Here is a 25,115-nt window from a genome sequence, read left to right as displayed (position 1 = left end):
GACGCGGCGGGCAGGAGGTGCCGGGGCGAACCGTCACCCCGGGTGCCGGACCGCGGCCCGGCCGGCCGGCTCGAAGGAGTCCGGTCCGTCACCGGCCCGGCGCACGACGGGTGCCAGCGCGGTCAGCACCAGCCCCTCGTCGACCAGCCACCGTCCGGTGAGCCCGGCGCCGCCGACCGGACCCGAGAACTCCGCGGGAACCGGCACCAGCAGCCTGACCTCGAACCTGCCGCACACCGCGCCGGCGACGTCCCGCTCCCGGGTGAAGCGCAGCCGCGCCTCCTCGAACCCGAGCGGCCGGCGGGCGAGCGGGAACCACACCTTGTAGACCGATTCCTTCGCGCTGAACAGCAGCCGGTCCCAGGGCACTTCCGGTGCCGTTCGCCCCAGCCGGGCGAGGTCGGCGCGCTCCTCGGGCAGCGACACCGCCTCCAGGACGCCGTCCGGGAGGCGGGCCGCCGTCTCGGCGTCGACGCCGAGCGCCGCCAGATCGGTGGCGCGGGCCACCGCCGCCACCCGGTAGCCGTCGCAGTGGGACATCGCACCGACCACCCCGGCGGGCCAGCGGGGCTCTCCTTGCGGGCCGGGCAGCAGCGGTTGCGCCGCAAGCCCCAGCGCGGCCAGCGACAGACGGGCGCACCGCCTCCCGGTGGCGAACTCGCGCCGGCGCCCGTCCACGGCCCGCGCCACCACCGCCTGCTCCTCCGGGAACAGCGGCGGTGCGGACAACTCCCCGCGCACCTCCGTCACTTCGACCGTGTCCGGCAGCAGGCGGCGCATCAGCGACGTCATCGGGCACCTCGCCGGGGCAGGATCTCGCGCAGCAACGGATCGGGCATGCCGCGGGCCTGCCACTCGCGCGGGTAGCCCAGCGACACCTCACGGTGCGGTACCCCGTCGTGCCAGGTGGTGCGGGGGATGTGCAGATGGCCGTAGACGACGGTGGCCGCCCGGTAGCGCCGGTGCCAGTCGTGGGTGGCGGTGGTCCCGCACCACAGCGCGAACTCCGGGTACCGCAGGATGCGGGTGGGCTCGCGGACCAGCGGGAAGTGGTTCACCAGCACGGTCGGCAGGTCGGGCGGACAGGCGTCCAGCCGCCCGCGGGTGTACGCCACCCGGGCCCGGCACCAGGCCGCCCGGTCCGGGTAGGGGTCGCTGTGCAGGAGGAATTCGTCGGTGGCCACCACCCCCGCCTTCTCCGCCCGGGCCAGCGCATCGGCGGTGCCGGTGGCGCCCGGCGGCAGGAACGAGTAGTCGTAGAGCAGGAACAGCGGCGCGATCACCACCGGCCCGTCCGGGCCGGGCCACTGGACGTACGGGTCCTCCGGGGTCAGCACCCCGAGCGACCGGCACAGTTCGACCAGACTGCGGTAGCGGGCCTCACCGCGCAGCGGCACCGGATCGTCGGGGTGCGTCCACAGCTCGTGGTTGCCCGGCACCCACACCACGGTCGCGAACCGCTCCGCGAGCAGCCCCAGCACCCACTCGACGTCCGCCGTCAGCTCCCCGATGTCCCCGGCGACGATCAGCCAGTCGGAGGGATCGCAGGGGCGCAGCCGTCGCACCACGGCGCGGTTCTGCTCGTAGGCGACGTGCAGGTCACTGACCGCGTAGAGCCTGCTGCCCGGGACACCGCTCACCGCTTTCGTGCTTCGCCCGTCGCGGGCCGTGGATCCGTGGTGGTGGGCATGGGAGCTCCTCGCTGGGGGCGGGCGCCTCGGATGCGCGTCCGGCGCTCAGCTTTATGCCACCGCGCCCTCCCGCCGCACAACGCACAGCCGCCCCGCGGAGGCAAGTACGGGGGAAACGACCAGACTTCGGGCCGCGAGGGCCTGCACGGCCCGGCGGTGCCGGATAGTTGCGGCACACCCGTAGGAGCACGCCAGTGATCCAGACCACCGCAATCCCCTGACAGAGGACGGACGAACAGCGTGAGTGCATCCCCCGCAGACGACGGCCTGTGGTGCCGGCGGTTCGACCCGGCTCCCGAGGCCGCCCACCGCCTGGTCTGCTTCCCCCACGCCGGCGGCTCGGCCAGCTACTACCTTCCCGTGGCCACCGCGCTCAGCCCGCGCGTCGACGTCGTCGCCGTGCAGTACCCCGGCCGTCAGGACCGGCGCAACGAGCCGCTGATCGACGACATCGGCACCCTCGCGGACCAGGTGCACCAGGTCCTGCGTGGCTGGGACGACCGCCCGCTGACCTTCTTCGGGCACAGCATGGGCGCGCTCGTCGCCTTCGAGGCCGCCCGGCGGTTCGAGCGCGAGGGCAGTGGCCCGGTACGGCTGTTCGCCTCGGGCCGGCGCGCTCCTTCCCGCTACCGCGACGAGAACGTCCACCGCCGTGACGACGACGGCATCATCGCCGAGATCAAGTCGATGAGCGGCACCGACGACCGGCTGCTGGGGGACGAGGAACTGATCCGCATGATCCTGCCGGCGCTCCGCGGCGACTACCGGGCCGTGGAGACCTACCGGTGCGCTCCGGGCGCCACGGTGGGCTGCCCGGTCACCGTGCTCGTCGGCGACAGCGACCCCAAGACATCCGTCGACGAGGCCCAGGACTGGGAGAAGCACACCACCGCGGACTTCGACCTGCGGGTCATGCCCGGCGGCCACTTCTACCTCAACAGCCGTGCCGCGGACGTGCTGAAGGTGCTCGACGAGCACTTCACCGCACAGGCCGCGCTCCAGGACACCTGACCGGCGCCCCCCGTCCGCGCGATCGCCCGCCGCCCACGACCCGCCCCGCGCTCACGCCGCTCCCTGGGGGCGGATCGTTTCGGCGGGCGGAGCCGACACGCCCGTCGGCTCGAACAGGCCCGCATCCTCGAGCGCGCTCGCGAGCCCGGAACGGCCGGACGTCGAGATCTTGCGGTAGCAGTTCGTCAGATGTTTCTCCACTGCCCGCCGGGAGACGCCGAGCGCGTCGGCGATGGCCTGATTGGTCAGGCCCTCCACGGCCATCTGCGCCACCATCCGCTCCGCCGACGTCAGCCGCCCCCGCGTCGGGACACCCACCGCCGCCGGCCCCAGCATCTCCTGCGCGCGGGCCGCGATCCGAGAGGCTCCACAGTCCACCGCCAACTCGTACGACGTGCGCAGCGCCGCCTCCGCCTCCGCGGCATGGCGGGGTGCCACCGCCTCAGCGAGCCGCAGCAGAACCGACGCCCGCGTGAGGAGATCGGCGGAGCCCTCCAGCACGCCGGCGGCCTCCCGCAGCAGCCTCGGCGCCGAGGCCGCGTCCGTCACGGCCGCCTGGAGCGCCAGCGCACGGCCCAGACCCGACGGGGCACCCCAGGCCCGCGCCTGCTCGAGGTGCTGCTCGCACAGCTGCTCGGCCCGCTCGGCCTCGCCCACGCGGTGCAAGGTGCGTGCCGCCCAGTACGCCGACGGCGCCAGCACCGGATTGCGCCAACCGGCCCGCTCCAGGGCGTACTCGGCGTCGAGGAAGTGCTCCACGGCCATGGCCGGCTCGTGCCGCCGTTCGGCCTTCATGCCCCGCACCATGGTGAGCAGCCCGGCCAGCACGCAGTTCTCGTGCGCGCCGCGGATGCGCTCCGGCAGCCCGTCGACCAGTTCCGGCTCGCGGGTGCGCAGCGCCACCATGGCCAGGGCGATGAGCGAGAGCGTGCTCGCCTCCTGCGGGCCGATCACCGAGCAGGCCCGCACCGCCCGTTCCCGCGCGGCCGACAGCCTGCCCTGGGCGAGCAGGACCAGCGCCTGCTCACTGAGCACCACCGACTGCTCCAGCCGTCCGCCCCGGCGCTCCGCGTCGGCCAGGGCCGTGTCCAGCCAGGACATCAGTCCCGTGACGGAGTCGGCGGTGACCGATACCGGCACCACCAGCGGCAGCATGGTGTGCACATGGGCCGCGCGCGCCGGCTCGTGTTCCAGCACCCGGGCCGCGAGTCTCCTGACCTGCGCGGCGGGCAGCGCCGCAGACACCGTCACCGTGTACATCAGGGCCACCAGCAGCTCACGCTGGCCTGCGTGCGTCATCTCCGGCCGTCCGCCCAGCCCGGTCAGGCGGTCCGCGGCCGACGCGAGCACCGACGGATCGATGTCGCAGAGATGGTGCAGCCGGGCCTCCAGCCGCAGTTCCAGCAGCCGCCGGTCGGCCGGCCGTGCCTCCGTGGCGGTCAGCTCCTGTGTCGTCTGCCGCATCGCGTCGCCCAGCGACAGCAGCGTGGCACCGGCCGCCATCGGGGTCAGCGTCAGCAGCGCCTCGGCCCGGGCCCGGGCCGAGGCCAGCAGCGGGAACGCCTGGGTGATGTGCCTGACCGCCACCGACGGTGCGAAACTGCGCTCCACGGACGCCAGTTCCACGAGCAACATGGCCCGCTCCTCGCTGTGCGGCGGTACGTCGCGCAGCGCCCGGCGCACATATCGCGCCGCCGTCTCGGGGGCGCCGCGCAGCGTTGCCGCCTCGGCGGCGTGGCGCAGCGCCGCCACCGAGTCGTCGTCCAGCGGGGCGGTGGTGGCGAGGAGATGGCCGGCCACCCGTTCGGGCGTGCTGCCCCGGTAGCGCAGCAGCGCGGCGGCCTTCAGGTGCAGCCGGTTGCGTTCGCCCGGTGGCATGGCGTCCTCGATCACCTCGTGCACCGCCCGATGGGCCAGGGCGAGGGTGGTGCCCTGACGGACGACCAGCGTCAGCCGGCGCAGCCGCCAGAGACCGGCCTCGCGGTCCACCCGGTCCAGTCCGGCCAGCTCACCCACCACCTGCGGATCGGCACCGTCCCCGAGGACCTGCAGCGCACGGGCCGCGGCCAGCACGGACGGCGGCTGTTCCTGAAGACACAGCAGCAGTCGCCGGCGCAGCGCGGGCGGCACCAGCGTGGCCACTCTGGACGCCTCGGCCGCCACCGGGGCGATGCCGCGGGACTGGCATTCCTGCAGAAGCGACACGAGGTGCAGCGGATTACCGCGCGTGACGTCGTGACACGCGGAGGTGAACTCCGCGTCGGCCGGCACGCCCAGGCGCTCCAGGATCAGGGCGTCGACCGACGCCGTGCCCAGCGGGGCCGGGAACAGCATGTGCTTGGCGGCGGCGACCGGACGCACACCGGGCGGCTCCGCCGCGGGTTCTCCCTCGCAGACGGTCGCCGCGACCAGGATGCCCCGATGGGGCACCTGCTGCACCAACTGGTCCAGCCAGTCCAGTGTGCCCTCGTCCGCCCAGTGCAGATCGTCGATGAGCAGGACCGGTGTGCGCTCCTGGCTCATGTTCTCCACCATGGCCAGCAGGGCGCGTACCGTCGTCGCGGTGTGCTGCCGGGGCGACTCCGGGTCGCCCTGGAGGAAGGCGAGCGCGGGCCGGGCGGGTCCCGAGCACCATCTGCCGGCGAACGCACCCGACTTGAGCACCGGTTCCAGCAGCTGCCGGGTGACACCGAGGGAGAAGGAGCGCTCCGAGGGGGCGGCGTAGGCACGCATCACCAGGGGGCGGCTGGGCACCACCGACCCGGCCGTCGGGCCGGTGGCCAGACCGGCGGCGAGTTCGCCGATCTCCGACAGAACGGCCGACTTGCCGCTTCCGGGCTGTCCGCTGATCACGACCATGGATCCGTTGCCATGTGCCGCGAGCCGAAGGGCCTCGGCCGCCTCTTTCAGTTCGTTCTGCCGCTCGAGCAGCATTCCAGCGGCCTCCTTGCGCGGTGTGGTTGAGCCGGGGAGTGGGTGTGGGGTGGGTCGGGTGCGCAGCGTCATGGGCCCATGGGAATGCCGCCGTCCTGGGTCTCGGAGACCGGCGACGCGCTGTCCGCTCGTCCCCCCCGGCGCGATCCGGCAGCCTCCCGGGCGACGACGGCCTGGACGAAACGCCGGGACGCGGGGGTGGGGCCCAGCCGGCGCAGGGCGCGTTCGGTCAGCCGTGCCGCCCGTGGCGCCGGGGAGCCGAGGCCACGGCGCAGGTCGGTCCAGGCCAGTGCGGAGCCGGTGCCCCACCGCTCGGCCAGCCGCGCCTCCTCGGCGAACAGCTCCGCCGCCCGGTCGTCCTCCCCGCAGCCCAGGTGGGCCAGGGCCGCCAGCGAGCGCCAGGCCACCAGGCCGGGGTTCGACCACCCACGGGCCGCCGCGCGCCGGCCGCACTCCTCGGCCTCGGCCAGTGCCTGCCGGGGGCGTCCCTGGCAGAGAGACAACTGCGCGTGGGCGTACAGCAGATGAATCCAGGGGCCGCTCTCCTCGGCACCGGGCGGCAGCTCCTCACCGGCCAGTCGGCCGGCCTCCGTGTAACGCTCCCGCGCCACCAGCAGGCGGATCTCCATCGCCCGGAGCAGGGTGAGCCGCGTGGGATCCCACTCCTCCGGCGGCGCCAGGGACCGGCAGGAGGTGAGGTCGTGCGCGGCGGTGTCCGGGGCACCGGCCTGCAGATTGAGCTGGGCGCGCAGCAGCCGCCCCCACCCCACCAGCGCGGGGCTGCGACGACGTGCGGCCTCGGCGAGGGCCACGTCCAGCGCGTCGCGGGCGGCCTCGTGGGCGTCCGCGACGGACAACGCGCAGCAGAGGGTGAACCGGGGGAACAGCGCTTCGTCGAGCGGCGCCCGCAGGGCGTCCAGGCACATCGCGCGAACCGCGGCCGCGTCGTGTCCCCGCGCCGTCCGCCGCCACACCTCCGCGGCGAGCAGGGCCGAACGGGTGTCCGGCCCCAGCTCACCATGGGCGGCCGTCCTGGCACTCCGTGCCGTGGCCCCCGGGTGCAGGACGTCGGTTGGCCGGCTCCGGGAGGGGACGCCCGCCTGTTCCGCGCCGTGCGGCCCGTACAACCGGGCCGACAGGGGCAGCATGGCCTGGGGTTCGCCGCGGCTGAGCAGCAGGTCCGCGGCGGCCGCGCGCACATGCGGTCGGACCTGCGCCGCGGACAGCAGTTCCGCGATCCTGCGGTCCGCCGCCTCGGGCGCGATCACCGCGTACGCCTCGGCGGCCTCCAGCAGCACTTCGGCGCGCTCCGCGAGGGGCAGCGGCTCGCGCAGCGCCCGCTCCAGCAGTTCCGCGGCCTCGGCGTGCCGGCCGCGCGCGAGCAGGGCGCGGGCGGTGCGGCGCAGTACCGGCGGCACCCAGGGCTCACCCAACGGCACGGTGTTCAGCAGCAGGACGGACAGGGCCTCCTCGTCGGCGTCACAGCGGTGCGCCCAGCGGGCCGCCTGCGCGTGCAGCCGCTTGCGCTCGTCGCCGTCCGTACCGGCCAGCAGCCCGGCCGTGCAGCCCGTCATCCGCAGCCGCGGGGGATCGCCGGGGCCGATCAGCCCGTGTACCCGCAACGTCCTTACGGCCGCCGACAGTTCGGCCTCGTCCAGCCCCACGAGCGCGGTGACCCGGTCCAGCGGCAGCAGACCCCGGCCGACCGCGAGACCGCGGATCAGCGCGAGCGGTCCCGCGGTCAGTTTCGCGGCCGACTCGGTGGCCCGGTCCCGGTCCGCGGCCTCGATCTGCTGGGAGAGCGCCGTTCGCAGCCCGACGGCGGACACCAGGGCGGGCTCGCGGCGCAGCTTGTCCAGGGCCCGCAGCGTCACCCAGGGGCTGCCACGGGTGAGCCGGGTGACGCCTTCCCACCAGGCGTCGTCCGATGCCGCAGGGACGGGCAGTCCCGACGCGGCGCACATCGCGTGGATCTCGGGCACGCCGAGCGGCGCCAGGTCAAGCAGCAGCCCTCGGCTGTCGGGTAGGACGGCCGCCTGGTCGAGGAGTTCCGCGCAGGTGTCGGGGAACTCGCCGTCGGCGCCGGCGACGGTCAGCAGCACCCCGAGCGGGGCCGAGGCGAGCCGCCGCAGCAGCCCCGCGATCACCTGCACCGACTCCGGGTCCGCCCACTGGACGTCGTCCAGGGCGAGGAGCGTCGGCCGGGACGCGGCGGCCAGGAGGGAGCGGCACCACCCCTGCACCGAGTCCTCCGCGGGCGGCTCCGCGGCAAGGGCCGGGCCGCCCGCCGTGGAACGGACCGGCCGCAGCTGCCGTACGAAGGCGTAGGGGGCGGGCGAGGACGGGGCCGTGCCCAGAGCGGTCAGCACCTGGACACCGGAGACCCGGGCGAGCGCCATGCCCCGCCGCAGCAGGCGGCTGCGTCCGGTGCCCGGGACGCCGTGGATCACCGTCACCCCGGGCTGCCCGACGGCGAGCCGGTTCATCATGCGCAGCAGCGCCGCCTGTTCGGCCTGCCGTCCGTACAGCGGTGTGAAGCCGTCCAGCGAGGCCAGTTTGAGCAGGAAGGGATTACGAGGTGTGGTCCGACGGTCCGCTGCGGTGCTCATCGTCCCCCGTCACCGGCCCGGGCCGCACAGGGCCGGGGGGTGGCCCGCAGGACGCCCACGAGCTCCTCCCGGCCGCTCACGCCGAGCTTCTGATAGGTGTGGGTCAGGTGCAGTTCGACCGTACGCCGGGTGATGTAGAGCGCTTCCGCTATCTCCCGGTTGGAGCGGCCGGCCATCGCCAGGGCGGCGACCCTGCGCTCCCGTGTCGTCAGGGCGTCGTCCGGGCGGCTGGTGGGCCGGCGGGGCCGCCCACCCGCCTTGGCGAGCCGGAGCCGGACGCCTTTCGCGGCGTTGCCCGCCCCGCACCCGGTCATCAGGTCCAGTGCGGTCCGGAGCCGGGGCCGGGCGGCCAGGGGGTCTCCGTCGTCGAGCAGGGCGGCGCCCAGCGCGTATTCGGCGCGGGCCCGCAGCAACCGGGCGGGGGAGTCGGCCAGCCGCGCGCAGGCCTCGTCGAGGAGCCGGTGGCCTGCGCGGCCCGGAGTGGCCAGACCGCGGGCCAGCAGGGCCAGCCCGGCGCCGCGCGGGGTGTCGGAGCGAGCTATGTGCGCGCCGCCCTGGGACGCCACCCGGCGTGCCTCGGCCGGGCGGCCGAGTTCCGTCAGCAGGTCGGACGCCTCCAGCCACCATGGCAGCAGCAGCGGGGACTCGGTGCCCTCCGGGCCCAGCGCCCGGCCGCTCGCGCGCAGGGCGATCAGCGCGCCGCGCAGGTCGCCCTCGGCTCGTCGCACGGCGGCCGTCGCCCACCAGTACACGGGGTGGATGTAGGAGAGTCGTCGCAGTTCGGTGCAGGCGACCTCGGAGAGGACGGCCGCGGCGGCGGCCATGGTGCCGCGCTGGGCGAGTACGTAGGCGAAGACGACGGCGGACGTGACGGCGGGGCCGTCACCGCGCCGGCGCTCGAGTTCCAGGGCGTGCCGGCTGTCCCGTTCGGCCGCGAGCAGGTCGCCGGTCGCGCTGAGCACCAGAGCCCGGACCGCGAGGGCGTGGATCCGGCTGGGGTCCAGTTCCCCGCGGAGCTGGTTGCCGAGGAGCCGGTCGAGTGTGTCCAGCGCCATGGTGTTGTCGTCGGTGAGGTTCGCGACGACGGCGGAGGCGATCAGCGACAGGTCGTCCAGGGGAGTGCCGGGGGCGTCGACGGCGGGAAGGCGGGGATGCTCGCGCACGGGGCGGCCGCTGAGCACCGACAGCGCGGCGCGGGCGAGCCGCAGCCGGCGGTCGCCGGGGCTGTTGCCGGCGGGTTCGCCGGAGGCCAGGGAGCGCTCCCGGACCCAGTGCACGGTCCCGGGGCCCAGCGCTCCGGTGAGCAGCAGGGCGGACTCCAGCGCGGGGCGGCTTTCCTGCGGGACGACGACCTTCCCGAAACCGGCCCGGTGGTCCAGCACGTCGGCGAGCAGCCGGGCGGCCTCGTCGCCGCGGCCGAGCACGACGAGGGTGTCGGCGTACCGCAGTGCGATGTCGGCGAGTTCGTGTCCGTCGGTGCTGCTCGCCAGCAGCGTGCTCAGCTGATGGACCGCCAGCTCCGGTGCGTCGGTGCTGAGGGTGTCGGCGAGCAGGGCCCTGATCCGGCGCAGCATGCGGGTGTTCTCGCCGGCGCCGATGTCCAGCGCGTGCGACAGGTAGCGCACGGCGGCGCCCGGCGAGTCGGTGGACAGGGCCGCGCTGTAGAGGGCCTCCAGCATCCACGGCGCGGCGCCGTACCGGATCCGCAGCAGCACGTCCGCCACCTGGGCCGGTGGGCGGCCCGCGTCCTCCAGGAGCCGGGCGGCGCGGGCGTACAGCGGAATGAGGTCGTCGCTGGACAAGCCGTTCGGCACGTCGGCGGCCGGTCCCTGCGAGGGGGCTCGCGGGCCGTCGAGCGGGAGGACCCGGCGTTCGGTGAGCTGGTTCAGGGCGCGCCGCACGGCGGGCAGGGGCATCCGGATCAGTTCGCTCACCAACTCGGGTTCGGCGCAACCCAGTACGGCCACGGCCGACAGGACGGCGGAGGCGGAGGCGGGGAGCGCTCCCAGGCCTTGGGAGGTCGTGGGGCCGCAACCCGTCTCGTCGCCTGTCGCGCCAGGTGTGCCGGTGTGCCGGTCGACGAACGCGTGCGCGGCCGAGGGGTTGCCCTCGGAGCGCTCCAGGCACTCACGCAGCAGGGCCGCGCAGGGTTCGTGTCCCAGCCGCCGGGTGAGCAGTTCGGCGATGTCGGTGTCGGACAGGGGAGTCAACTCGACCGTGGTCCACGCATGGTGGGTGAGCAGGCGGACGAGGGCCGGTGGCTCGGCGACGGGGGCTGCCGTGATGACGGGCAGCAGCGGCAGCCCGAGGGATCTGCGCAGGACGTAGTCGAGTGCGCGCAACGACTGCGGGCGGGACAGGTGCGCGTCGTCCACGGCCAGCACCACGGGCCCGCGCCGGCAGAGCTCCAGCACCGTCTCGTGGAGCTGATGGCACGACAAAGGGGCCTCGCCAGGCGAGGATCGGCCGCGGTAGGTGTCGCCGCGTGCGGATCCGACCGCGTCGTACCAGGTTCCGTCCAGCGGGCCGGCACGCAGCACGGACGCCTGGGCGGCCACGAGGTCGCAGAAGGCCCGCAGCACCACGCTGCGGCCGATTCCGGCGGGCCCGGTCAGCATCACGCCGGGGGCTGATCCGTAGTCGGTCCGGGGCATGTGGTCGATCAGTGCCGAGAGCACGGTGGTTCTGCCCACCAGGGATTCGCTCGGGGTCTCACTCGTGCTCGGTGATCGATGGGCCGGTAAGGCCGAGGTGCGGTTCACGGGGCCACCGAATGTTCTGTGGGGGACGGACACTTGATGGGCTCTGTGCGGGGAGGTGAGGGGAGAACGAGCGGGCCGACGGGGGTCTGCACGGCGGTGTGTGGGGGTCGAAGTCCACAGGGGCCCATGGGTGAAGGGCGTGAGGCGCTCACCGCTTTGTGAACGGTTTCTAGCGCTTTGTTCTTGGTTCACAGTTGGTGCATATACAACGCTCTGGATTGTAGCGGGTTCGCCCTGTCCGCTTGTATGTCATGTGAAAGACGCGGTGACAGGAATGGTCTTGGGAGCGTCGCGACAGTGCCCCGGAAAGGCCGGAAGAACCTGGGTCTGCGGGTATTGCTGTCCGGTTCATCCAATTCGCGCCGATGTGGAGCGGGTGTGAATGAGCCGTGACTAGTGAATCGCCTAGAATTTAAGTCAATTTTCCGGGTAGCTGCTTCGCGAGGATTGAACGTGCGGTATTTCCTGTGCACTGCCGGGCTCCTCGAAGTTCTTTTTCGCCGGACATGGCACCTTCTTGCTCCCTGCCGGGACCGGTGCGTTGCGCCGGAAAATCGGCGGCGGAGTGGTGTGGCCGGAACGGCTCAGGCGGGCAGCCGGATGCGGAACCACGCCCCCCGGCCGGGTTCCAGGGACACCGTGCCGCCGTGCGCGGTGACGATGGCCGCCACGACGCTCAGTCCCAGGCCGTTCCCGCCGCCCGTGTCCGCGACCACTGCCCGGGTCGGCGTCTGCCCGCCGTGGACGAACCGTTCGAAGGACGAGTGGCGCAACTCGACGGGTATGCCCGGCCCGTCGTCGATGACCTCGATGACCCGGAAACCGTCCTCGGTGCCCAGGCCGAGTGCGGTGCGTGTGCCGTCGGGCGTGTGGTGCCGCACGTTCGCCAGCAGATTGGCGACCGCCTGGTAGAGGCGGTCCCGGTCGCCGTTGACCGCGTGGGTGCCCGGCAGGATCGTGAGCCGGATCGGATGGTGCGGGGAACAGGCCTGGGCGTCGGCCACCGCATCACGGCACAGCTGCGCGAGGTTGACCGGCTCACGGCGCAGCGGCTGGCCCAGGTCGAGACGGGCGAGCAGCATCAACTCGTCCAGGAGGCCCGACATGCGGCGGTTCTCGTCGGCCATGCGGGCCATGACCAGGTCGAACTTCTCCAGATCGGCCAGTCCGCCCAGCCTGGCCAACTGGACATAGCCGGAGATCGCGGTGAGCGGAGTGCGCAACTCGTGGCAGGCGGTCGCGAGGAATGCCATCAGCCGCTGCTCGGACTTGCGCCGGTTGTCGCGCTCCCTGCGCAGTTGGGCGCCGAGCCCGACGGCCGCCAATAACGGCAGGAAGAGCAGTGCCAGCTTGAGCAGCGCCCGCGAACCAGGGGCCCGCAGAGTCGGTATCGGTCCCATGATCCCCATGCTGTGCGTGCTGCTGCCGATCACGGCCGCTCGATCGCCGCCGCGACCGGTGGCGCCCGTGTGGAGGGTCGTCGCGCAGGTGGTGGCCGGTCTGACCGCCGACGGCCCCCCGCCCGGCATCGGCCCGGCGGACAGGGCCAAGAGAACGACCACGAGGGACAGGGCCCCGACCGCCGCACGTCTGTGGGGGCTCCGCGCCGAGTTCAAGGGGTGAGGCACCGACCCTTCGGTCTCCTCGCCGGTCCGTCGAAAATACACCTCACCGCCCGATCCGGGTGCCTTGCGCCAACGCGATGAAAACAAGCCTTGCTTGGCGGCACGATACCCAAGGCCCCTCTTGGGTCGCCAAGTCTCCGCGTGACGAGGATGTTACAACGCGCTATCGACATCGACAGGAAAGGAAGACCAGGTGGGAAGGGGTGGGTCGGACACACGGGGGATTCGCGGCGGAGTCGGAGGGCTGCGGCCCCGACCCTTCGGAGGGGCCGCCCCGCCGACCGCGCGTCCGTCCACGAGCACCGCACCGCCGTCTGCCGAGCCCGCGGCGCCCGTCGGAAAAGCGCTGCTCAAGGCCGTCGTACCGGTGCGGAGCGCCCGCCGCACGGCCACCCGTTGGCGGATTCCGCCCCACAGCCGGATCACATGCAACTGGCGCGGGCGTGACGGACTCCCGCTCGGTGGATCTAGGGGAATCCCTGGTTTTCGTCGGGATGCCCGGCGCCGGTCCGGCTGGAGTGAGGAGGCGTACCGCGTCTGTTCCGGCTCAGGACAGCGCGCCGGGTGCCGCGATCGAGACGGTGCCCTCGGCCCGCCGCGGGCAGGCTGACCCGCAACCAGGCGCCCCGCTCGGTCGGTTCGAGACCGATGGAACCGCCGTGTGCGGTGATCACCGCTGCCGCCACGCTCAACCCGAGTCCGCGGCCCGGGCACCGGGGCGCCTCCGGATCCGTCGGTGCGGCGCTCGCCGCGCTGAAGAACGGCTCGAAGATGCGGTCCCGCACGGACTCGTCGATGCCGGGGCCGTCGTCGATGACATCGATGACATGGCGCTCGCCGTCCAGGCCCAGCCGGACCAGGGCCGAGGTGTCCTCGGGGGTGTGGGCCAGCACGTTGGCCAGCAGGTTGTCGATCGCCTGCTCCAGCCTCCGCCGGTCGCCCTCCACCCAATGAGGGAAGGACTCCACCACGCAGCGCAGCGTGCGCGGAGCACCGGAGCTCTGAGCCCGGGGCACCGCCTGAAGACAGAGTTGAGCCAGGTCCACCGGACGTTGTTCGAGCATCCCGCCATGCCCCAGCCGGGCCAGCAGCAGCATGTCGTCCACCAGGCTGATCAGGCGCCGGGTCTCCTTCTGGACCTGTTCCATCGCCTCGTCCAGCCGACGCGGGTCGTCCAGCGCCCGGATCAGGGCCAGTTGCGTGTACCCGGTGATGGTGGTGAGGGGGGTGCGCAGTTCATGACTGGCGGCGTCGACGAGCTCGCACAGCCTGTTCTCCTCCCGCCGGCGGCGCACCGAGCCCTCCTCGATGCGCCGCAGAAGGTAGTTGTAGGTGTCGGCTGTGCATCGCAGCTCCCTCAGCGGCTGGGTCACGACCGGGATGCGTTCCGAGGACTCGGCACCGCCTTCCGCGATCCGCCGGGCGTCGTGCGACATCTCGCGCAGGGCGACGAAGGCCCACCGACTGGTCCACACGGCCCCGAGAGCCAACACGACGATCAGGGGGATGCTGGTGGCGGTCTCGATGCCCATCAGCGTCCGCACGGTCGCCTCGTCCGCGTCCGTCGACCGTGCGGTCACCAGGTAGGTGCCGTCCGGCAGACGGTCCACGAGCGCTCGTGCCGCTCGGCCCGGCACCGGCAGCGGGTGACCGACGCCGTCCCGCTCGAGCAACTGGTCCGCCGATGTCGGAAGGCTGTCGAGGAGGGACGGAGGCCCCGTCGACAGGCGCACGGCTCCGCGACCGTCGGTCACCAGGGCCGCTGATCCGTCCCGGGCCGGATACAGGCCCTTCCCGGCACGCAGTGCCTCCATCCGGGCGTGGTGACTCTGCGCGATCTGCTGGTCGGTGCGCTCCCGGAGGCGGTACGACAACGTGCCCACGCAGTAGAGGTCGGCACCGAGCACACCGATCGCTGCGATGACGAGGAAGCCCCAGGCGAGCATGCGGATGGCGTACTGGGGGACCGCACGGAACCGGGCCCCCCGGTCCTTGCGACGGCTCGGGGCGGCGTACGCGGCGGTGGACACCTCAGTCCTCCCTGAGGTGTCCGGGAGGTGCCGAGCGCACCAGATAACCCGCGCCGCGAACGGTGTGGATCAGCGTCTGGCCGGTGTCGCCCAGTTTGCGGCGCAGATAGTAGATGTACGTCTCGACGATTCCCGACTCGCCGCGGAAGTCGTAGCTCCAGACGTGGTCCAGCATCTGCGCCTTGGAGATGACCTGGTCGGCGTTTTCCAGGAGATAGCGCAGTAGCGCGAATTCCGTCGACGACAGCTGCACGAGCTCGCCGTGCCGCCAGACCTCGCGCGTGTCCTGGTCCAGCTCCACCCAACCGGCGCGCAGCCTACGGCTGTTGACAGGCGTCAGTTCACGTCCGCGGCGCATGACGGCCCGGATCCGGGCCACCACCTCGTTGAGGTCGAACGGCTTGGTGACGTAGTCGTCGGCGAGTTCGAGGCCCCGGACCTTGTCCTCCACCGCGTCGCGGGCGGTCACGAACAGGACGGGAGCGTTGACGCCCGCACCCCGCAGCCCCCGGCAGACCTCGAAGCCGTCCATGTCGGGAAGGACGACATCGAGCAGTACGACGTTCGGGGCACGGTCGGCCGCCAGGGCGAGAGCCTCGCCCCCCCGGCCGGCGGTGATCACCTCGAATCCGAGGAACTGCAACGCCATGGTGAGCATGGAGGCGATGCTGGACTCGTCCTCCACTACGAGCACGGTCGTTTTCGAGGACGTGTCGCTCTGGTTCATCGTGTGCGCACCATGAAGTCGGTAAGAACCCATTGTTGTCGAGATCTGCCCGCGGAATCGAGGAAGACGGGATCACCTGCTGTCCTCGTCATGATGGCACAGGGATGATCCCTCGGTTCCTTTTCCGATCGTGCTCTGAGCGGACTTTGATGTATCTCTGAAGTTCGTGGACTTTGCTGTCCTGACATGACCACACACGCGGGGGCCAAACCTGATCTTCACCCACTCTTCGCGTCGGAGGGGATCGAGGATGTCGACGAGGGATGCCGCAGAGTCCGCTGGGAGATCTTCTCGGCTCTGACCGAGGTGGTGTCCGGCCAGGGCGACTGGAGCTGGCAGAGCGCGGCTCGTATCCGTGCGGAGGGCCGGGCGTGGGCGCGACGCGGCCGGTCGCTCGACGAACTGCTCGCCATGGTGGGCGGCATGACGCGCCATCTCGTCAACCGGTGCACGGTTGGCGCCCATGACCAGGACGCTCTGACGCACGAAGTGATGGTGCTGCGGCTCGGGGACGCAGGACGGCTGGTGGGCCGGGAGCTGAACTGCGGCTTCTTCGAGGTGGGGACCGGCGGTGAGGACGATCCGGAGCCCCCTCGGCAGGTCCCCGCGCACCTCACCCAGGAGGCGTCCACCAAGGCGCGCGCGGTGCTGGCCGTGCGCGCCCTGTCCTGCACGATCGCCGACATCCACCGGGTCTTCCGGGGACTGGCCGCCGCGGTCGTGCCGGCTTCCGACGAAGGCGCCCACGTCCTGCTGCCGGCGGCCGACCAGGAGGAGGCCGTCTCCCTCGCCCGCGAAGCCCACAAGGACCTGCCGGGCGACGTCTGGATCGCGGTCCACTGGCAGGACCCGGCCGTCGGCGCGCCGGACGTGCGCGCGGACCAGGAGGCGGGCGGAGTGACGGTCGCCGACGGGATCTGCGCCACGCTCCTCGCCCTCGACTGTCCGCCCGGGGTGTACGGACTCGACGACATCCTGGTGGAGTACGGCGCGACGGAGACCCCGGCCGTTTCCGAGCGGCTTCTCAAGATGGTCGAGCCGCTGAACGAGCACCCCGTCCTCTGGGACACCCTGACCGCCCTCATCGCCGCCGACGGTGTCCGTCACCGTGCCTGTGAGCGGCTGGGCATCCACCGCAACACGCTGGACCGCCGCCTGCAGCGGATCGGTCTGCTCACCGGCCAGCGCCTCGACGGGCTGCGTGGCCTGTGCACCCTGCGCGCGGCCCTCGCCGTCGCCGCCGTCACCCGGTTCCAGCGCAGCGCGGGCCTGACCTGGCCCGAACCGACGATGACGACGGGCGCCTCCTCGCTCGGGGACACCGCCGACGTCAGCGACCACGCAGCCGTTCCGGACGGCCCGCCCACCCGCGGCGCGGGCGCGACCCGCCCCCGCATCCCGGCTCCCCGCGGTCTGTCCCCCCAACCGCCGCTGCACATGGCGGCCCACCCGGCCCGAGCCCGCCTCGGCGTCACCCCGGTCGCCACGGCCTACGCTCCCACCTGAGCGGAGAGGACCGGCCACGGCCGACACCGCGCAGGCGGCAGGACACGGCTCGGCCAGGCCCGCTGGACGGCCGTCTCCGGGGCCGTTCCGGTGGCGGTGCGGCCCGCTCGTGTCCCGACGCGGGTCCGGGAGGAAGGAAACCAGGGGCAGCGCGACCAGGGCGGCGCCGCAGCCCTTCGGTGGAGAAGCTTCAGGTCGGTGTGAGGCGGCGAACGGCCTCACCGACGCGTTCGTGGCCCTCTGGCGGGTGCCGGTGGCCCGCACTGCCCCGGGGCACCTCTCCGCTCAGCTCGCCGCGGATCACCGCCGGGCGAGCGGTGTGACGGCGACGCGGGCGATGACCGGTGCGTACGTGGAGCGCTGGTCGTACTGGTTGTAGGGGTCGCCGTCGAAGTCGAACGGTTCCTCGGCGGCGAAGGTGATCGGGTAGTGACGCCGTCGGTGTCATGCTGCCGATGGTCGACGGGTGATCTTCTGGCGTCCCAACCGTCCCACCTTGCAGTGGATGCTGCACAGTCCGATCTACGCCGGCATCCACACCTATGGCCGGCACCGCGTCGATCCGAGGCGCAAGATTCCCGGCCGCCCGGGCAGCGGCAAGACCGTCACCGCCGAGGACCAGTGGCTGGTGATGATCCCGGGTCCAGGGAAGGCGCCTGTCCGTCCCACCCCACCGCTGGATCCTCCACGCCGACCCCGACGAGCTCGCCGCTCTTCGAGAACGCCGCGCACGATCACCAGGCTGGTACACCCACCGCTACTGGCAAAACGCCCCGGACGCACCGCCGGCAGACGACTGACATCTATGTGTGCAGTGTGGTTGACACATCTCCACCGCCCAGCGGACACCGACGACGCGCACCAAGTCGTCAACGCCGGCAACGAGGGGTGCGTAGCCGAGGTGGTAGGCGATCTCCTCCGGTTTGCTCACGCTGCGCCGGGCCAGCGACCACCGCTGATGCACCAACTCCTGGCCCTGGTATCGAATTCGGCCACCGCGGGCAGTCGCACTGAGGCCCAGTCGTACTCCCGCAGTCCCTTGGCTCCCTGCCCGCAGGAGCGGCGCTCCCACGCCTGTTCGGGTGCCTGGGCGAAAAGGTGGTCGATGCGTGGGCAGCCCACGGTGAACTGGGACTTCGGAACCGCGAGCACGTAGCCGACACCGGCGTTCTCCAGCACCCGGCGGAACCGGCGTTCCTGACCGTAGGCGGCATCCGCTGTCACCCAGGTGATGGGCAGCGGCGAGGCCGGCGCGCGCAGCACGATCGTCTTGGCGAGCGCGCCCTTGGTGGCGAACTCTCGCTCGTCGGGCCTGGACGGACGACCGCGACCGCTGCCGCGCCGCCAATTGGGTCGGCATCGTGATTCGGCGCTCGCCACGCACAGGCGGCCGGCCGACCGACGCGCAGGCCGGATCAGCTGTGCGTGGTGGCCGGTGGGCCGGCGATGGCGGTGAGCCGGAGCTTGGTCTCGTCCTCGCTGCCTGGAACGGCGGTCATGATGACGATCTTGCGCTCGGAGTCGCCGTCGCTCAGAACGTCGCAGTCCACCGTGACCGGTCCCACCGACGGGTGGTCGATCGTCTTGTGGTCCTCGCGGTGCGCGGCCACCTCTCCGGTCGCCCACAGCTCGGCGAACCTCCTGTTGCCCGCGTTCAGATCGCGGATCAGCGCGGCCAAGCGACTGTCCTTGGGGAATCGGCCGCTGGCGCGGCGCAGGTCGGAGACGACGGCGGCATCGGTGGCGTCGCGGTCCGCCTCGGTCACTGGCCACAGCGCGAGCTGGGCGGGGCCGGTGTCCACCGGGAACCTGTCGCGCGCGAAGTTGCGCAGCCGCGGCGGCGAGGCTGAGGGATCGCCCAGCAGGGCCGCCCACCCACGGTTCCACCACACCAGTTGCCAGTCCGCCGCAAACACGGCCACCGCCACGTCCCCGAGGCGGGCGAGTACCCGCTGGACGCCGGGCGGGAGATGGTCAGAGATCGCACCGTCCACCGGCGGCACGAGCTGGGCCAGCCGGTACAGGTGGTCCCGCTCGGCGGCGGACAACTGCAGGGCGCGTGCGAGGGACGCCACCACCGACGCCGAGGGTGTCGTGGCCCGCCCCTGTTCCAGGCGCACGATGTAGTCGACCGATACCCCGGCCAGGTCAGCCAGTTCTTCGCGCCGCAGCCCGGCCGCCCGGCGCCCGCGGGCCACCGGCAGCCCGGCGGTCGACGGGGGCAGCCGATCCCGCCACGTGCGGATCATCACGCCCAGCCCGGTTCCGGGTGTCGACGACATGAACTCCATCCTCCTGCATCCCCGGTCGTGCATGGGGGCGCGAGGGTGGTACTGGTCTTCCTACCGTCGAAGCGTCCCTGGTCCGCCTCCGTCGTCGGGATCAGAGTCGAACGCATGACGATCACCTTCATCACCGGAGCCAACAAGGGTCTCGGCCGCGAGACCGCCCGCCGCCTGATCGAGTATGGCCACACCGTGCTCGTCGGAGCCCGCAACCGCGAACAGGGCGAGGAGGCCGCTGCCGCGCTCGGCGCACGCTACGTCCCCATCGACGTGACTGACGACGCATCCGTGGCCGCCGCGGCCGCGGACGTCGCCGAACATGAGGGCAGGATCGACGTCCTGATCAACAACGCTGGTGTGCACGGCCCCGTCGGCGATCCCAGCGACCTCACCGCCGCCGACGCCCGCGACGTCATCGATGTCAACGTCATCGGCGTCATCCGCACCACCACCGCGTTCTTGCCGCTGCTGCGCCGCTCGGACGACCCTGTGATCGTCAACGTCAGCAGCGGCATGGGCTCCCTCGCCCACACCCACGACCCCGGCCGACCCGAGTCGCACGTCGTCGCGCCGCTGTACACCTCCTCGAAGGCGGCGCTGACGATGTTGACCACGCAGTACGCCAAAGGGCTCAAGGGCATCCGCGTCAACGCTGCCGACCCCGGCTACACCGCGACCGACCTCAACGGTCACAGCGGCCCCCAAACCGTCACCGAGGGCACGGACGCGATCGTCCACCTCGCCACCGAGGAGCCCGGCGCCGGCAGCGGACGCTTCGTCTCCCGCCATGGTGAGATCGCCTGGTCCTGACACCGGCCGTGCCGGATCAGCCATTTCAGGCGACGAAGACATCGCGAAGTCCTTGCAGTATTCGGAGTGCTGCAGCGCGCAGCTCGCATCGTGGTCGATCTGTGGTTCGCCGTCCCGGCGGGGCCGGACCGTAGATCCTCTTGCATGACGCGGGCGCAACTGACGGACGAGGAGTGGAAGTTCATCGGGCCGTACTTGCCGATCGGCAGGTACGGCCCGTATCCAGAGCGGCTTCGGCAGCAGTTCGAAGGCGTGATCTGGCGGTTCGAAACGGGCGGGCAATGGCGGGAGAAGGACAGGGATGTCACCAGGTCCGGAACACGCCGGAGAACTTTTCCGGATTCCTGTCACATCTGCGTGCGCCGATCCGTCAGTGCTGTGAAGACGCCAACCAGGCCGAAGCGAAGGAGAGCAGCCATGACGAACACCTCCATCTCCCGGATGCCCAACCCGGCCGAGTTCGTGCCCGAGCTGAACGACATCAGCGCCGCCCTCTTCCGGGCCACGGGCAACCACTCGGTGCCGCGCACCACGATGAACCTCGTCCACCTGCGTGCCGGGCAGATCGTCGGCAACACCTACCTGACGATCCTGAACACCGGTTTCCTGCGCAAGGCCGGGGAGTCCGAGGAGCGCATCACAGCCGTCTCCTCCTGGCAGGACGCCCCGTACTTCACCGACGCCGAGCGCGCCGCCCTGGCCTTGGTGGAGGCCACCCTCCAGCCCGCCCCGCATGGCAAGGAGCGCGTCTCCGACGAGCTGTACGCCGAGGTGGCGAAGCACTACGAGGAGAAGGCACTGGCCACCCTGACCATCGCGATCGGCCAGATCAACTTCTTCATCGCCCTGGCCGTCATCGGCAAGCCGCAGCCGGTCAGCTCCCTCGCGGACCAGCAGTGGGACTGACCTGTCCCCGTCAGCGGGGTCGCCCGATCCGGCGCGCGGGGCCACACGGACGTCGATGAACACGTACAGTGCCGCCAGAACTGCATCCAGGCCGGTAGTCACACACGAGCCGACGGACGCCCTTCGCCATGGTCTTCGTTCAGGTAGTGCGGCCGTGTTCCATGCTGCGGCCAGGATCCAGAAGAGCCGAAACGAGGGGGAAGCATGTTCCTGGCACGCTCGATCGCGCCGAAGGGAATCGCGGGGGAGAGCTGTCGGCTACTGCTCGCCCAGACTGGTGGCGTGTTGATCCACCTCGATGTCCGAGCGCCGTACGCCGGTGAATCGTGTGGGCCGGAAGGCCCCAAGGAGGTCCTGCTCCTGATCGGTTGTGATCTCGGCCGCGACCAGGCGTCCCAGAATCGGCGCCAGGGTGACCCCGCTGTGCGAGACGAGGCAGTAGACGCGGGACTGCGCGGAGGCATAGCCGGCGACAGTGTGGCCGTCCGCCGGCAGTGACCGGAAGCCGATGCGCAGGTCGATCTCCGGTGCCCGGCCCGGGTCGGGCAGCAGTGCGGAGAACCGTCGGGCGAGGGTGCTTGCGATGTCCCCGTCCGCGGACGGCGGGTCTGCCGGATCGACGTGGGCGTTCAGATCGAGAGCCTGCAGGACGGTATGCCCGCCGGCCTCGGGGCGGAGGTTGAGGCCGGGGCTGTGGATCACGCAGCGCAGGTCGAGTTGTGGTGACCTGGCGTACCCGAGCAGGCCGACGGTCTGCGCTCCGCGACCGGCATCCGTGACCATGGGAACGTCGATCCCGGCCCGTGCGGCGAGCCGTTCTGTCCAGCGGCCTGCCGCCAGGACGACTCGATCGCCCGTGCAGACCTCGCCCCCGGCCAGGGTGACGGAGACTCGGTCAGGCCCGTCGTCGATGGCTACGACCTCGCCGATCGCGAACGTGGCTCCGTTCTGCTCGGCGCCCGTCAGCAGGTTGTTCACGAAACGGTCCGGCAGAACGTATCCCTCGCTGGGGAAGTGTGCGATGGACGTGATGGTCGCCGGGATGCGGAGGCCGCCTGCGGTCCGCGCCGCTTCGTTGGGGGTGACCCAGTGTGCGGGGTAGCCGAGTGCCTGCAGTCGTTCCACGTTGTCGGCGAGCCGCTGCTCGTTTGCGGCGTCCGCCCACTGCAGCGCTCCGCTGGGGAAGTACGACGGTGCGCCGCGCAGTTGCCCGGCGAGCCTGGTGTGCTCCTCCATCCCCGCGAGGTTCAGCCGGTGGTAGTCCGGGTCGGGCTTCCGGCTGGAGTTGGTCCAGGCGAAGGTGGTCGCGGTCGTGCCGGTGCCGGCTCCCCGCTGATCGAGCAGGAGAACGTCCTCGCCGGCGACGGCAAGCTGCCTCGCGACGCTCACGCCCAGCACGCCGGCACCGACGATGATGACCTTCATTGTGTGCGCATCCTTTCTGGCAGCGGCACGCTGCTCACATGGCGGGGACGGGAAGCTCCAGGAAGAACTCGGCGGTTCCCGGACGGACGAGGGTCGTCACCACCTCGACGGTGCTGCCGTCATCGGCACGCAACTCCCTGCGCCTCATCAGCGCGGGCGTTCCGGTCTCGCTGTGCAGCAATGCGGCGTCGTGCTCGTCGAGGGCCACCGGGTCGAGGTAGAGCCGGATCGAGTCGATCGGTACCCCTCTGCGCTGCAGATACGGGAGGGTGACGAGGTCTTCGAGGTTCTCGTTCAGCAGGTCGGGGGCGGCCGCGAAGAGGACGACGTGCCGCTCGACCGACTGCGGCTCCTCGCGTACGTTCAGTTTGCGGCGGACCAGTTCCACTACGGCCGTGTCGGCGGAGGCGCCAGGGAGGGTCAGGATGGCGTCGGCGGCCCTGACGATCCGCGCGGAAACCACTTCGTGTCTGCCCGGCGCGCCCTTTGCGGCTGCCGCAGGAGTGACGAAGTTGAGCAGATTGATCTGCCGCGTCACGTCCGCCACGAACGATCCGTGGCGCCGCCGGCGGATTGCCAGCCCCGCCTCGGCCAGGTCGTTGAGGACCCGTTGGGCCGTGGCACGACTGACGCCGTACTCGGCGGAGATGTCCATCTCGCTTGGCAGACGCGAGCCAGGCGGGAGGGCCCCGGACAGGATCTTCGCTTCGAACTCTCGCCTGATCTGTACATAGAGTGGCACGGTCATGGCTAGACCGTACATTCACTCGATTGACTGGTAAGAGCGAGCTGACCAGCCCGGTCTTCAGCGTCCGAGCCTCATGGGCGGGGTGCTGTTCCCGACCTGTCCCGCGCGGTTTGGGTTCGACGGTGACCACGGAGCCGAGCCGACGACGGTACGGGCGCGGCTGCGCCTGGAGCCTTCCGGACCGCCGATGACGGGCGATCGGCCCCGCCTTCACCGATTCGCTGAAGACACGCCGGGCCCCGTAACGGCCGGCGCCGTTCCCACGGTGGAGATCCTTTTCAGCCGGTGGTCGAGCGCCAGAAGGCTGGACCCTTGCCTGATTCGTCATGTCGGTCTCCCGCCTGATCTGCACGGCGACCAGCGCCTTCCACTAGACCGTACAATCAGATAATTGACCGGTCAATATGGGTGCAGAGGATCTACTCAGCAGCCACCTCCCTGAGAGGAAGGCCAGTGCCACCGGTCTGGTGGCCGGCTCGTACGAGGCTGGGAACCATTGAGGTCTTCCCGGCAACGTGACGGTCTCGATGCGTCACGTAGTGCGGTCGATGCGGCTCCGAGCCGGGTGTCCTGGCGTCAGATGTGGGTGAAGCCCCTGGTAGGAACAGGTCTGAGAAGATCAAGTTCCGTACGGCCAGAGGCTTCACGCGTTGACCGGCATCACCTACACCGCCGGGCTCGACGTCGGCAGGGAGGCCGCCGAGGCCCTGGCCCGGCTCCTGCGCGAGCACCGCGACCGGCTCGGCACCCGCAAGAACACCCGGGCCCTGGGCGTCTTCAAGCAGGGCATCCTCGTCCTGCGGTGGTTCGTCGACGGGACCCGGTTGGCCCAACTCGCCCGGGACAACCAGATCTCGGTGCCCACCGCCCACCGCTATCTGCACTAGGGACTGGCCGTGCTCGCCGACCATGCCCCGGACCTGTCCACCGCGCTGGAGCGGGCAGCCGCCGCCGGATGCACCCACCTCAACCTGGACGGCACCGTCATCCGCACCGACCGCGTCGCCGCCCCCGGCCCCAATGGGGCCGACCTGTGGTGGTCCGGGAAACACAGGCATCATGGCGGGAACGCGCAGGTCGTCTCCGCCCCGGACGGCTGGCCAGTCTGGGTGTCCCCAGTCCGCCCCGGCCGCGAACACGACACCACCTGCGCCCGCACCCACGGCCTGATCACCGCACTGAACCGTCTCGCCGCCACCCTCGGTATCCCGACCCTGACCGACCTCGGCTACGAGAACGCCGGCGAGGGCTTCCGCCACCCGGTCAAGAAGCTCCAGGGCCGCGAACTCGGCCTCGAACAAAAGGCATTCAACAAGGTGATCCGTGGCATCCACAGTGTCGCCGAGCGTGCGAATGCCCTACTCAAAGTCACGTTCAAGGCTCTCCGCCGGGTCAGCCTCGACCTCGCTTGCCGGACCCGCGCTGTCTGGCAGTGCCAGCGCGTCCCGTCGTTGTCGGGGCTGCTTTCCGCCCTCACCGGCATCTCCCGGCTCGAACTGCCCCCAGCTTCGCCATGCTGCTGCGACAGCACGGCGGCGGAGTCCTCTCACCTCCGCTCGATCCCACAGCGCCTCGTGGCGCACGAAGTCGCAGATCCAGACCCTTGACCGGTCCCAGCCCGTGCTGCCGATGGTGCCCGGCATCCCGGAACGCCGCAGCCACGACTACGTCCGCGCCGGCACCACCACCCTGTTCGCGGCCCTGGAGGTCGCCACAGGGAAGGTGATCGGCTCCCTGCACCGGCGCCACCGGGCCGTCGAGTTCAAGAAGTTCCTCGCCAAGCTCGACAAGGAAGTCCCCACCGGTCTCGACGTGCACCTGATCCTCGACCAGGCGCGTTTCGTTGATGCGGTCACGCAGCGCGCGTCGGGTCCGGGGGCCCGACGGCCTCCTCGTCCTGCGCGGCGGCGTCGAACGGCGCCGCCGCGTCCCGGTCGGCTCAGGTGTGACCGGGCGTGCGGGCAGGGCGGGCGAAGGCGGGGGTGAAGGGCGGTGCGAGAGGTGAAGCGAGACGTTGAAAAGGCGTCAGGGGTCGCGACGGCGCGC

At 71.7% G+C, this 25,115-nt stretch carries 16 protein-coding genes and 4 pseudogenes; 8 read left to right on the top strand and 12 right to left on the bottom strand.

Annotation, left to right across the window (positions count from 1 at the left end):
* Positions 1–33 precede the first annotated feature (33 nt).
* Together OG289_RS06335 and OG289_RS06330 are read right to left on the bottom strand one after the other, a co-directional pair.
* Positions 34–783, bottom strand: a complete 750-nt coding sequence (locus tag OG289_RS06335) for a 4'-phosphopantetheinyl transferase family protein (RefSeq protein WP_442819065.1) — start codon at positions 781–783, stop codon at positions 34–36.
* A 5-nt stretch (positions 784–788) separates the two neighbouring features.
* Positions 789–1,640, bottom strand: coding sequence for a metallophosphoesterase family protein (locus OG289_RS06330; RefSeq protein WP_327313006.1), 852 nt, complete (start codon positions 1,638–1,640; stop codon positions 789–791).
* A 291-nt stretch (positions 1,641–1,931) separates the two neighbouring features.
* Here OG289_RS06330 and OG289_RS06325 point away from each other — a divergent pair, with 291 nt between their 5' ends.
* Positions 1,932–2,702 carry a thioesterase II family protein gene (locus OG289_RS06325; protein ID WP_327313005.1) on the top strand — a complete coding sequence of 257 codons (771 nt, stop codon included), beginning with the start codon at positions 1,932–1,934 and terminating at the stop codon, positions 2,700–2,702.
* Positions 2,703–2,753: 51 nt separating this feature from the next.
* On the opposite strand, the gene OG289_RS06320 is transcribed toward OG289_RS06325, so the two are convergent.
* The 6 genes from OG289_RS06320 to OG289_RS06295 form a co-directional block, all read right to left on the bottom strand.
* The gene (locus OG289_RS06320; protein WP_327313004.1) at positions 2,754–5,636 is read right to left on the bottom strand and encodes an AAA family ATPase; all 2,883 of its coding nucleotides are present in this window, start codon (positions 5,634–5,636) and stop codon (positions 2,754–2,756) included.
* A 68-nt stretch (positions 5,637–5,704) separates the two neighbouring features.
* Entirely contained in the window at positions 5,705–8,245 is a 2,541-nt protein-coding gene (locus tag OG289_RS06315; protein WP_327313003.1) for an AAA family ATPase, read from the bottom strand.
* The gene (locus OG289_RS06310; RefSeq protein WP_327313002.1) at positions 8,242–10,938 is read right to left on the bottom strand and encodes a helix-turn-helix transcriptional regulator; all 2,697 of its coding nucleotides are present in this window, start codon (positions 10,936–10,938) and stop codon (positions 8,242–8,244) included. The genes OG289_RS06315 and OG289_RS06310 overlap by 4 nt, the downstream gene beginning before the upstream one ends.
* Before the next feature lie 653 nt (positions 10,939–11,591).
* A complete protein-coding gene (locus OG289_RS06305) occupies positions 11,592–12,407 on the bottom strand; it encodes a sensor histidine kinase (protein ID WP_327313001.1) in 816 nt (271 codons plus the stop codon).
* Between the two features lie 692 nt (positions 12,408–13,099).
* Complete coding sequence (locus OG289_RS06300; RefSeq protein WP_327313000.1) at positions 13,100–14,662, bottom strand: sensor histidine kinase; 1,563 nt, start codon at positions 14,660–14,662, stop codon at positions 13,100–13,102.
* Position 14,663: 1 nt separating this feature from the next.
* A complete protein-coding gene (locus tag OG289_RS06295; protein WP_327312999.1) occupies positions 14,664–15,389 on the bottom strand; it encodes a response regulator transcription factor in 726 nt (241 codons plus the stop codon).
* A gap of 186 nt (positions 15,390–15,575) precedes the next feature.
* On the opposite strand from OG289_RS06295, the gene OG289_RS06290 reads away from it, so the two are divergent.
* Together OG289_RS06290 and OG289_RS06285 are read left to right on the top strand one after the other, a co-directional pair.
* A complete protein-coding gene (locus OG289_RS06290; RefSeq protein ID WP_327312998.1) occupies positions 15,576–16,895 on the top strand; it encodes a helix-turn-helix domain-containing protein in 1,320 nt (439 codons plus the stop codon).
* A gap of 232 nt (positions 16,896–17,127) precedes the next feature.
* Complete coding sequence (locus OG289_RS06285) at positions 17,128–17,274, top strand: hypothetical protein (RefSeq protein WP_327312997.1); 147 nt, start codon at positions 17,128–17,130, stop codon at positions 17,272–17,274.
* Between the two features lie 420 nt (positions 17,275–17,694).
* Here OG289_RS06285 and OG289_RS06280 read toward each other — a convergent pair.
* Positions 17,695–18,245 (bottom strand): annotated as a pseudogene (locus OG289_RS06280) (transposase); the annotation flags it as partial.
* A gap of 65 nt (positions 18,246–18,310) precedes the next feature.
* Positions 18,311–19,186 (bottom strand): helix-turn-helix transcriptional regulator, encoded by an 876-nt coding sequence (locus OG289_RS06275; protein WP_327312995.1) that lies wholly within the window; start codon positions 19,184–19,186, stop codon positions 18,311–18,313.
* 105 nt (positions 19,187–19,291) lie between these two features.
* Here OG289_RS06275 and OG289_RS06270 point away from each other — a divergent pair, with 105 nt between their 5' ends.
* The 3 genes and pseudogenes from OG289_RS06270 (at position 19,292) to OG289_RS06260 (ending at position 20,896) form a co-directional block, all read left to right on the top strand.
* Positions 19,292–19,990, top strand: coding sequence for an SDR family NAD(P)-dependent oxidoreductase (locus OG289_RS06270; RefSeq protein ID WP_327312994.1), 699 nt, complete (start codon positions 19,292–19,294; stop codon positions 19,988–19,990).
* Positions 19,991–20,134: 144 nt separating this feature from the next.
* Positions 20,135–20,311 (top strand): annotated as a pseudogene (locus tag OG289_RS06265) (transposase); the annotation flags it as partial.
* A gap of 96 nt (positions 20,312–20,407) precedes the next feature.
* Positions 20,408–20,896 carry a carboxymuconolactone decarboxylase family protein gene (locus OG289_RS06260; RefSeq protein ID WP_327320602.1) on the top strand — a complete coding sequence of 163 codons (489 nt, stop codon included), beginning with the start codon at positions 20,408–20,410 and terminating at the stop codon, positions 20,894–20,896.
* A gap of 258 nt (positions 20,897–21,154) precedes the next feature.
* Here OG289_RS06260 and OG289_RS06255 read toward each other — a convergent pair whose 3' ends face one another.
* Together OG289_RS06255 and OG289_RS06250 are read right to left on the bottom strand one after the other, a co-directional pair.
* On the bottom strand, positions 21,155–22,321 hold the full coding sequence (locus tag OG289_RS06255) for an NAD(P)/FAD-dependent oxidoreductase (RefSeq protein WP_327312993.1): 1,167 nt from the start codon (positions 22,319–22,321) through the stop codon (positions 21,155–21,157).
* 34 nt (positions 22,322–22,355) lie between these two features.
* Positions 22,356–23,069, bottom strand: a complete 714-nt coding sequence (locus OG289_RS06250) for a GntR family transcriptional regulator (protein ID WP_327312992.1) — start codon at positions 23,067–23,069, stop codon at positions 22,356–22,358.
* A 650-nt stretch (positions 23,070–23,719) separates the two neighbouring features.
* Between OG289_RS06250 and OG289_RS06245 the strand changes: the two are divergent.
* Positions 23,720–24,490 (top strand): annotated as a pseudogene (locus OG289_RS06245) (HARBI1 family protein); the annotation flags it as partial.
* A gap of 163 nt (positions 24,491–24,653) precedes the next feature.
* Positions 24,654–24,905, top strand: a pseudogene (locus OG289_RS06240) (IS630 family transposase); the annotation flags it as partial.
* Positions 24,906–25,115: the final 210 nt, after the last annotated feature.

The sequence above is a fragment of the Streptomyces sp. NBC_01235 genome (genome assembly GCF_035989285.1).
Classification (GTDB): Bacteria; Actinomycetota; Actinomycetes; order Streptomycetales; family Streptomycetaceae; genus Streptomyces.
This window is presented reverse-complemented; position numbering and strand designations above follow the sequence as displayed.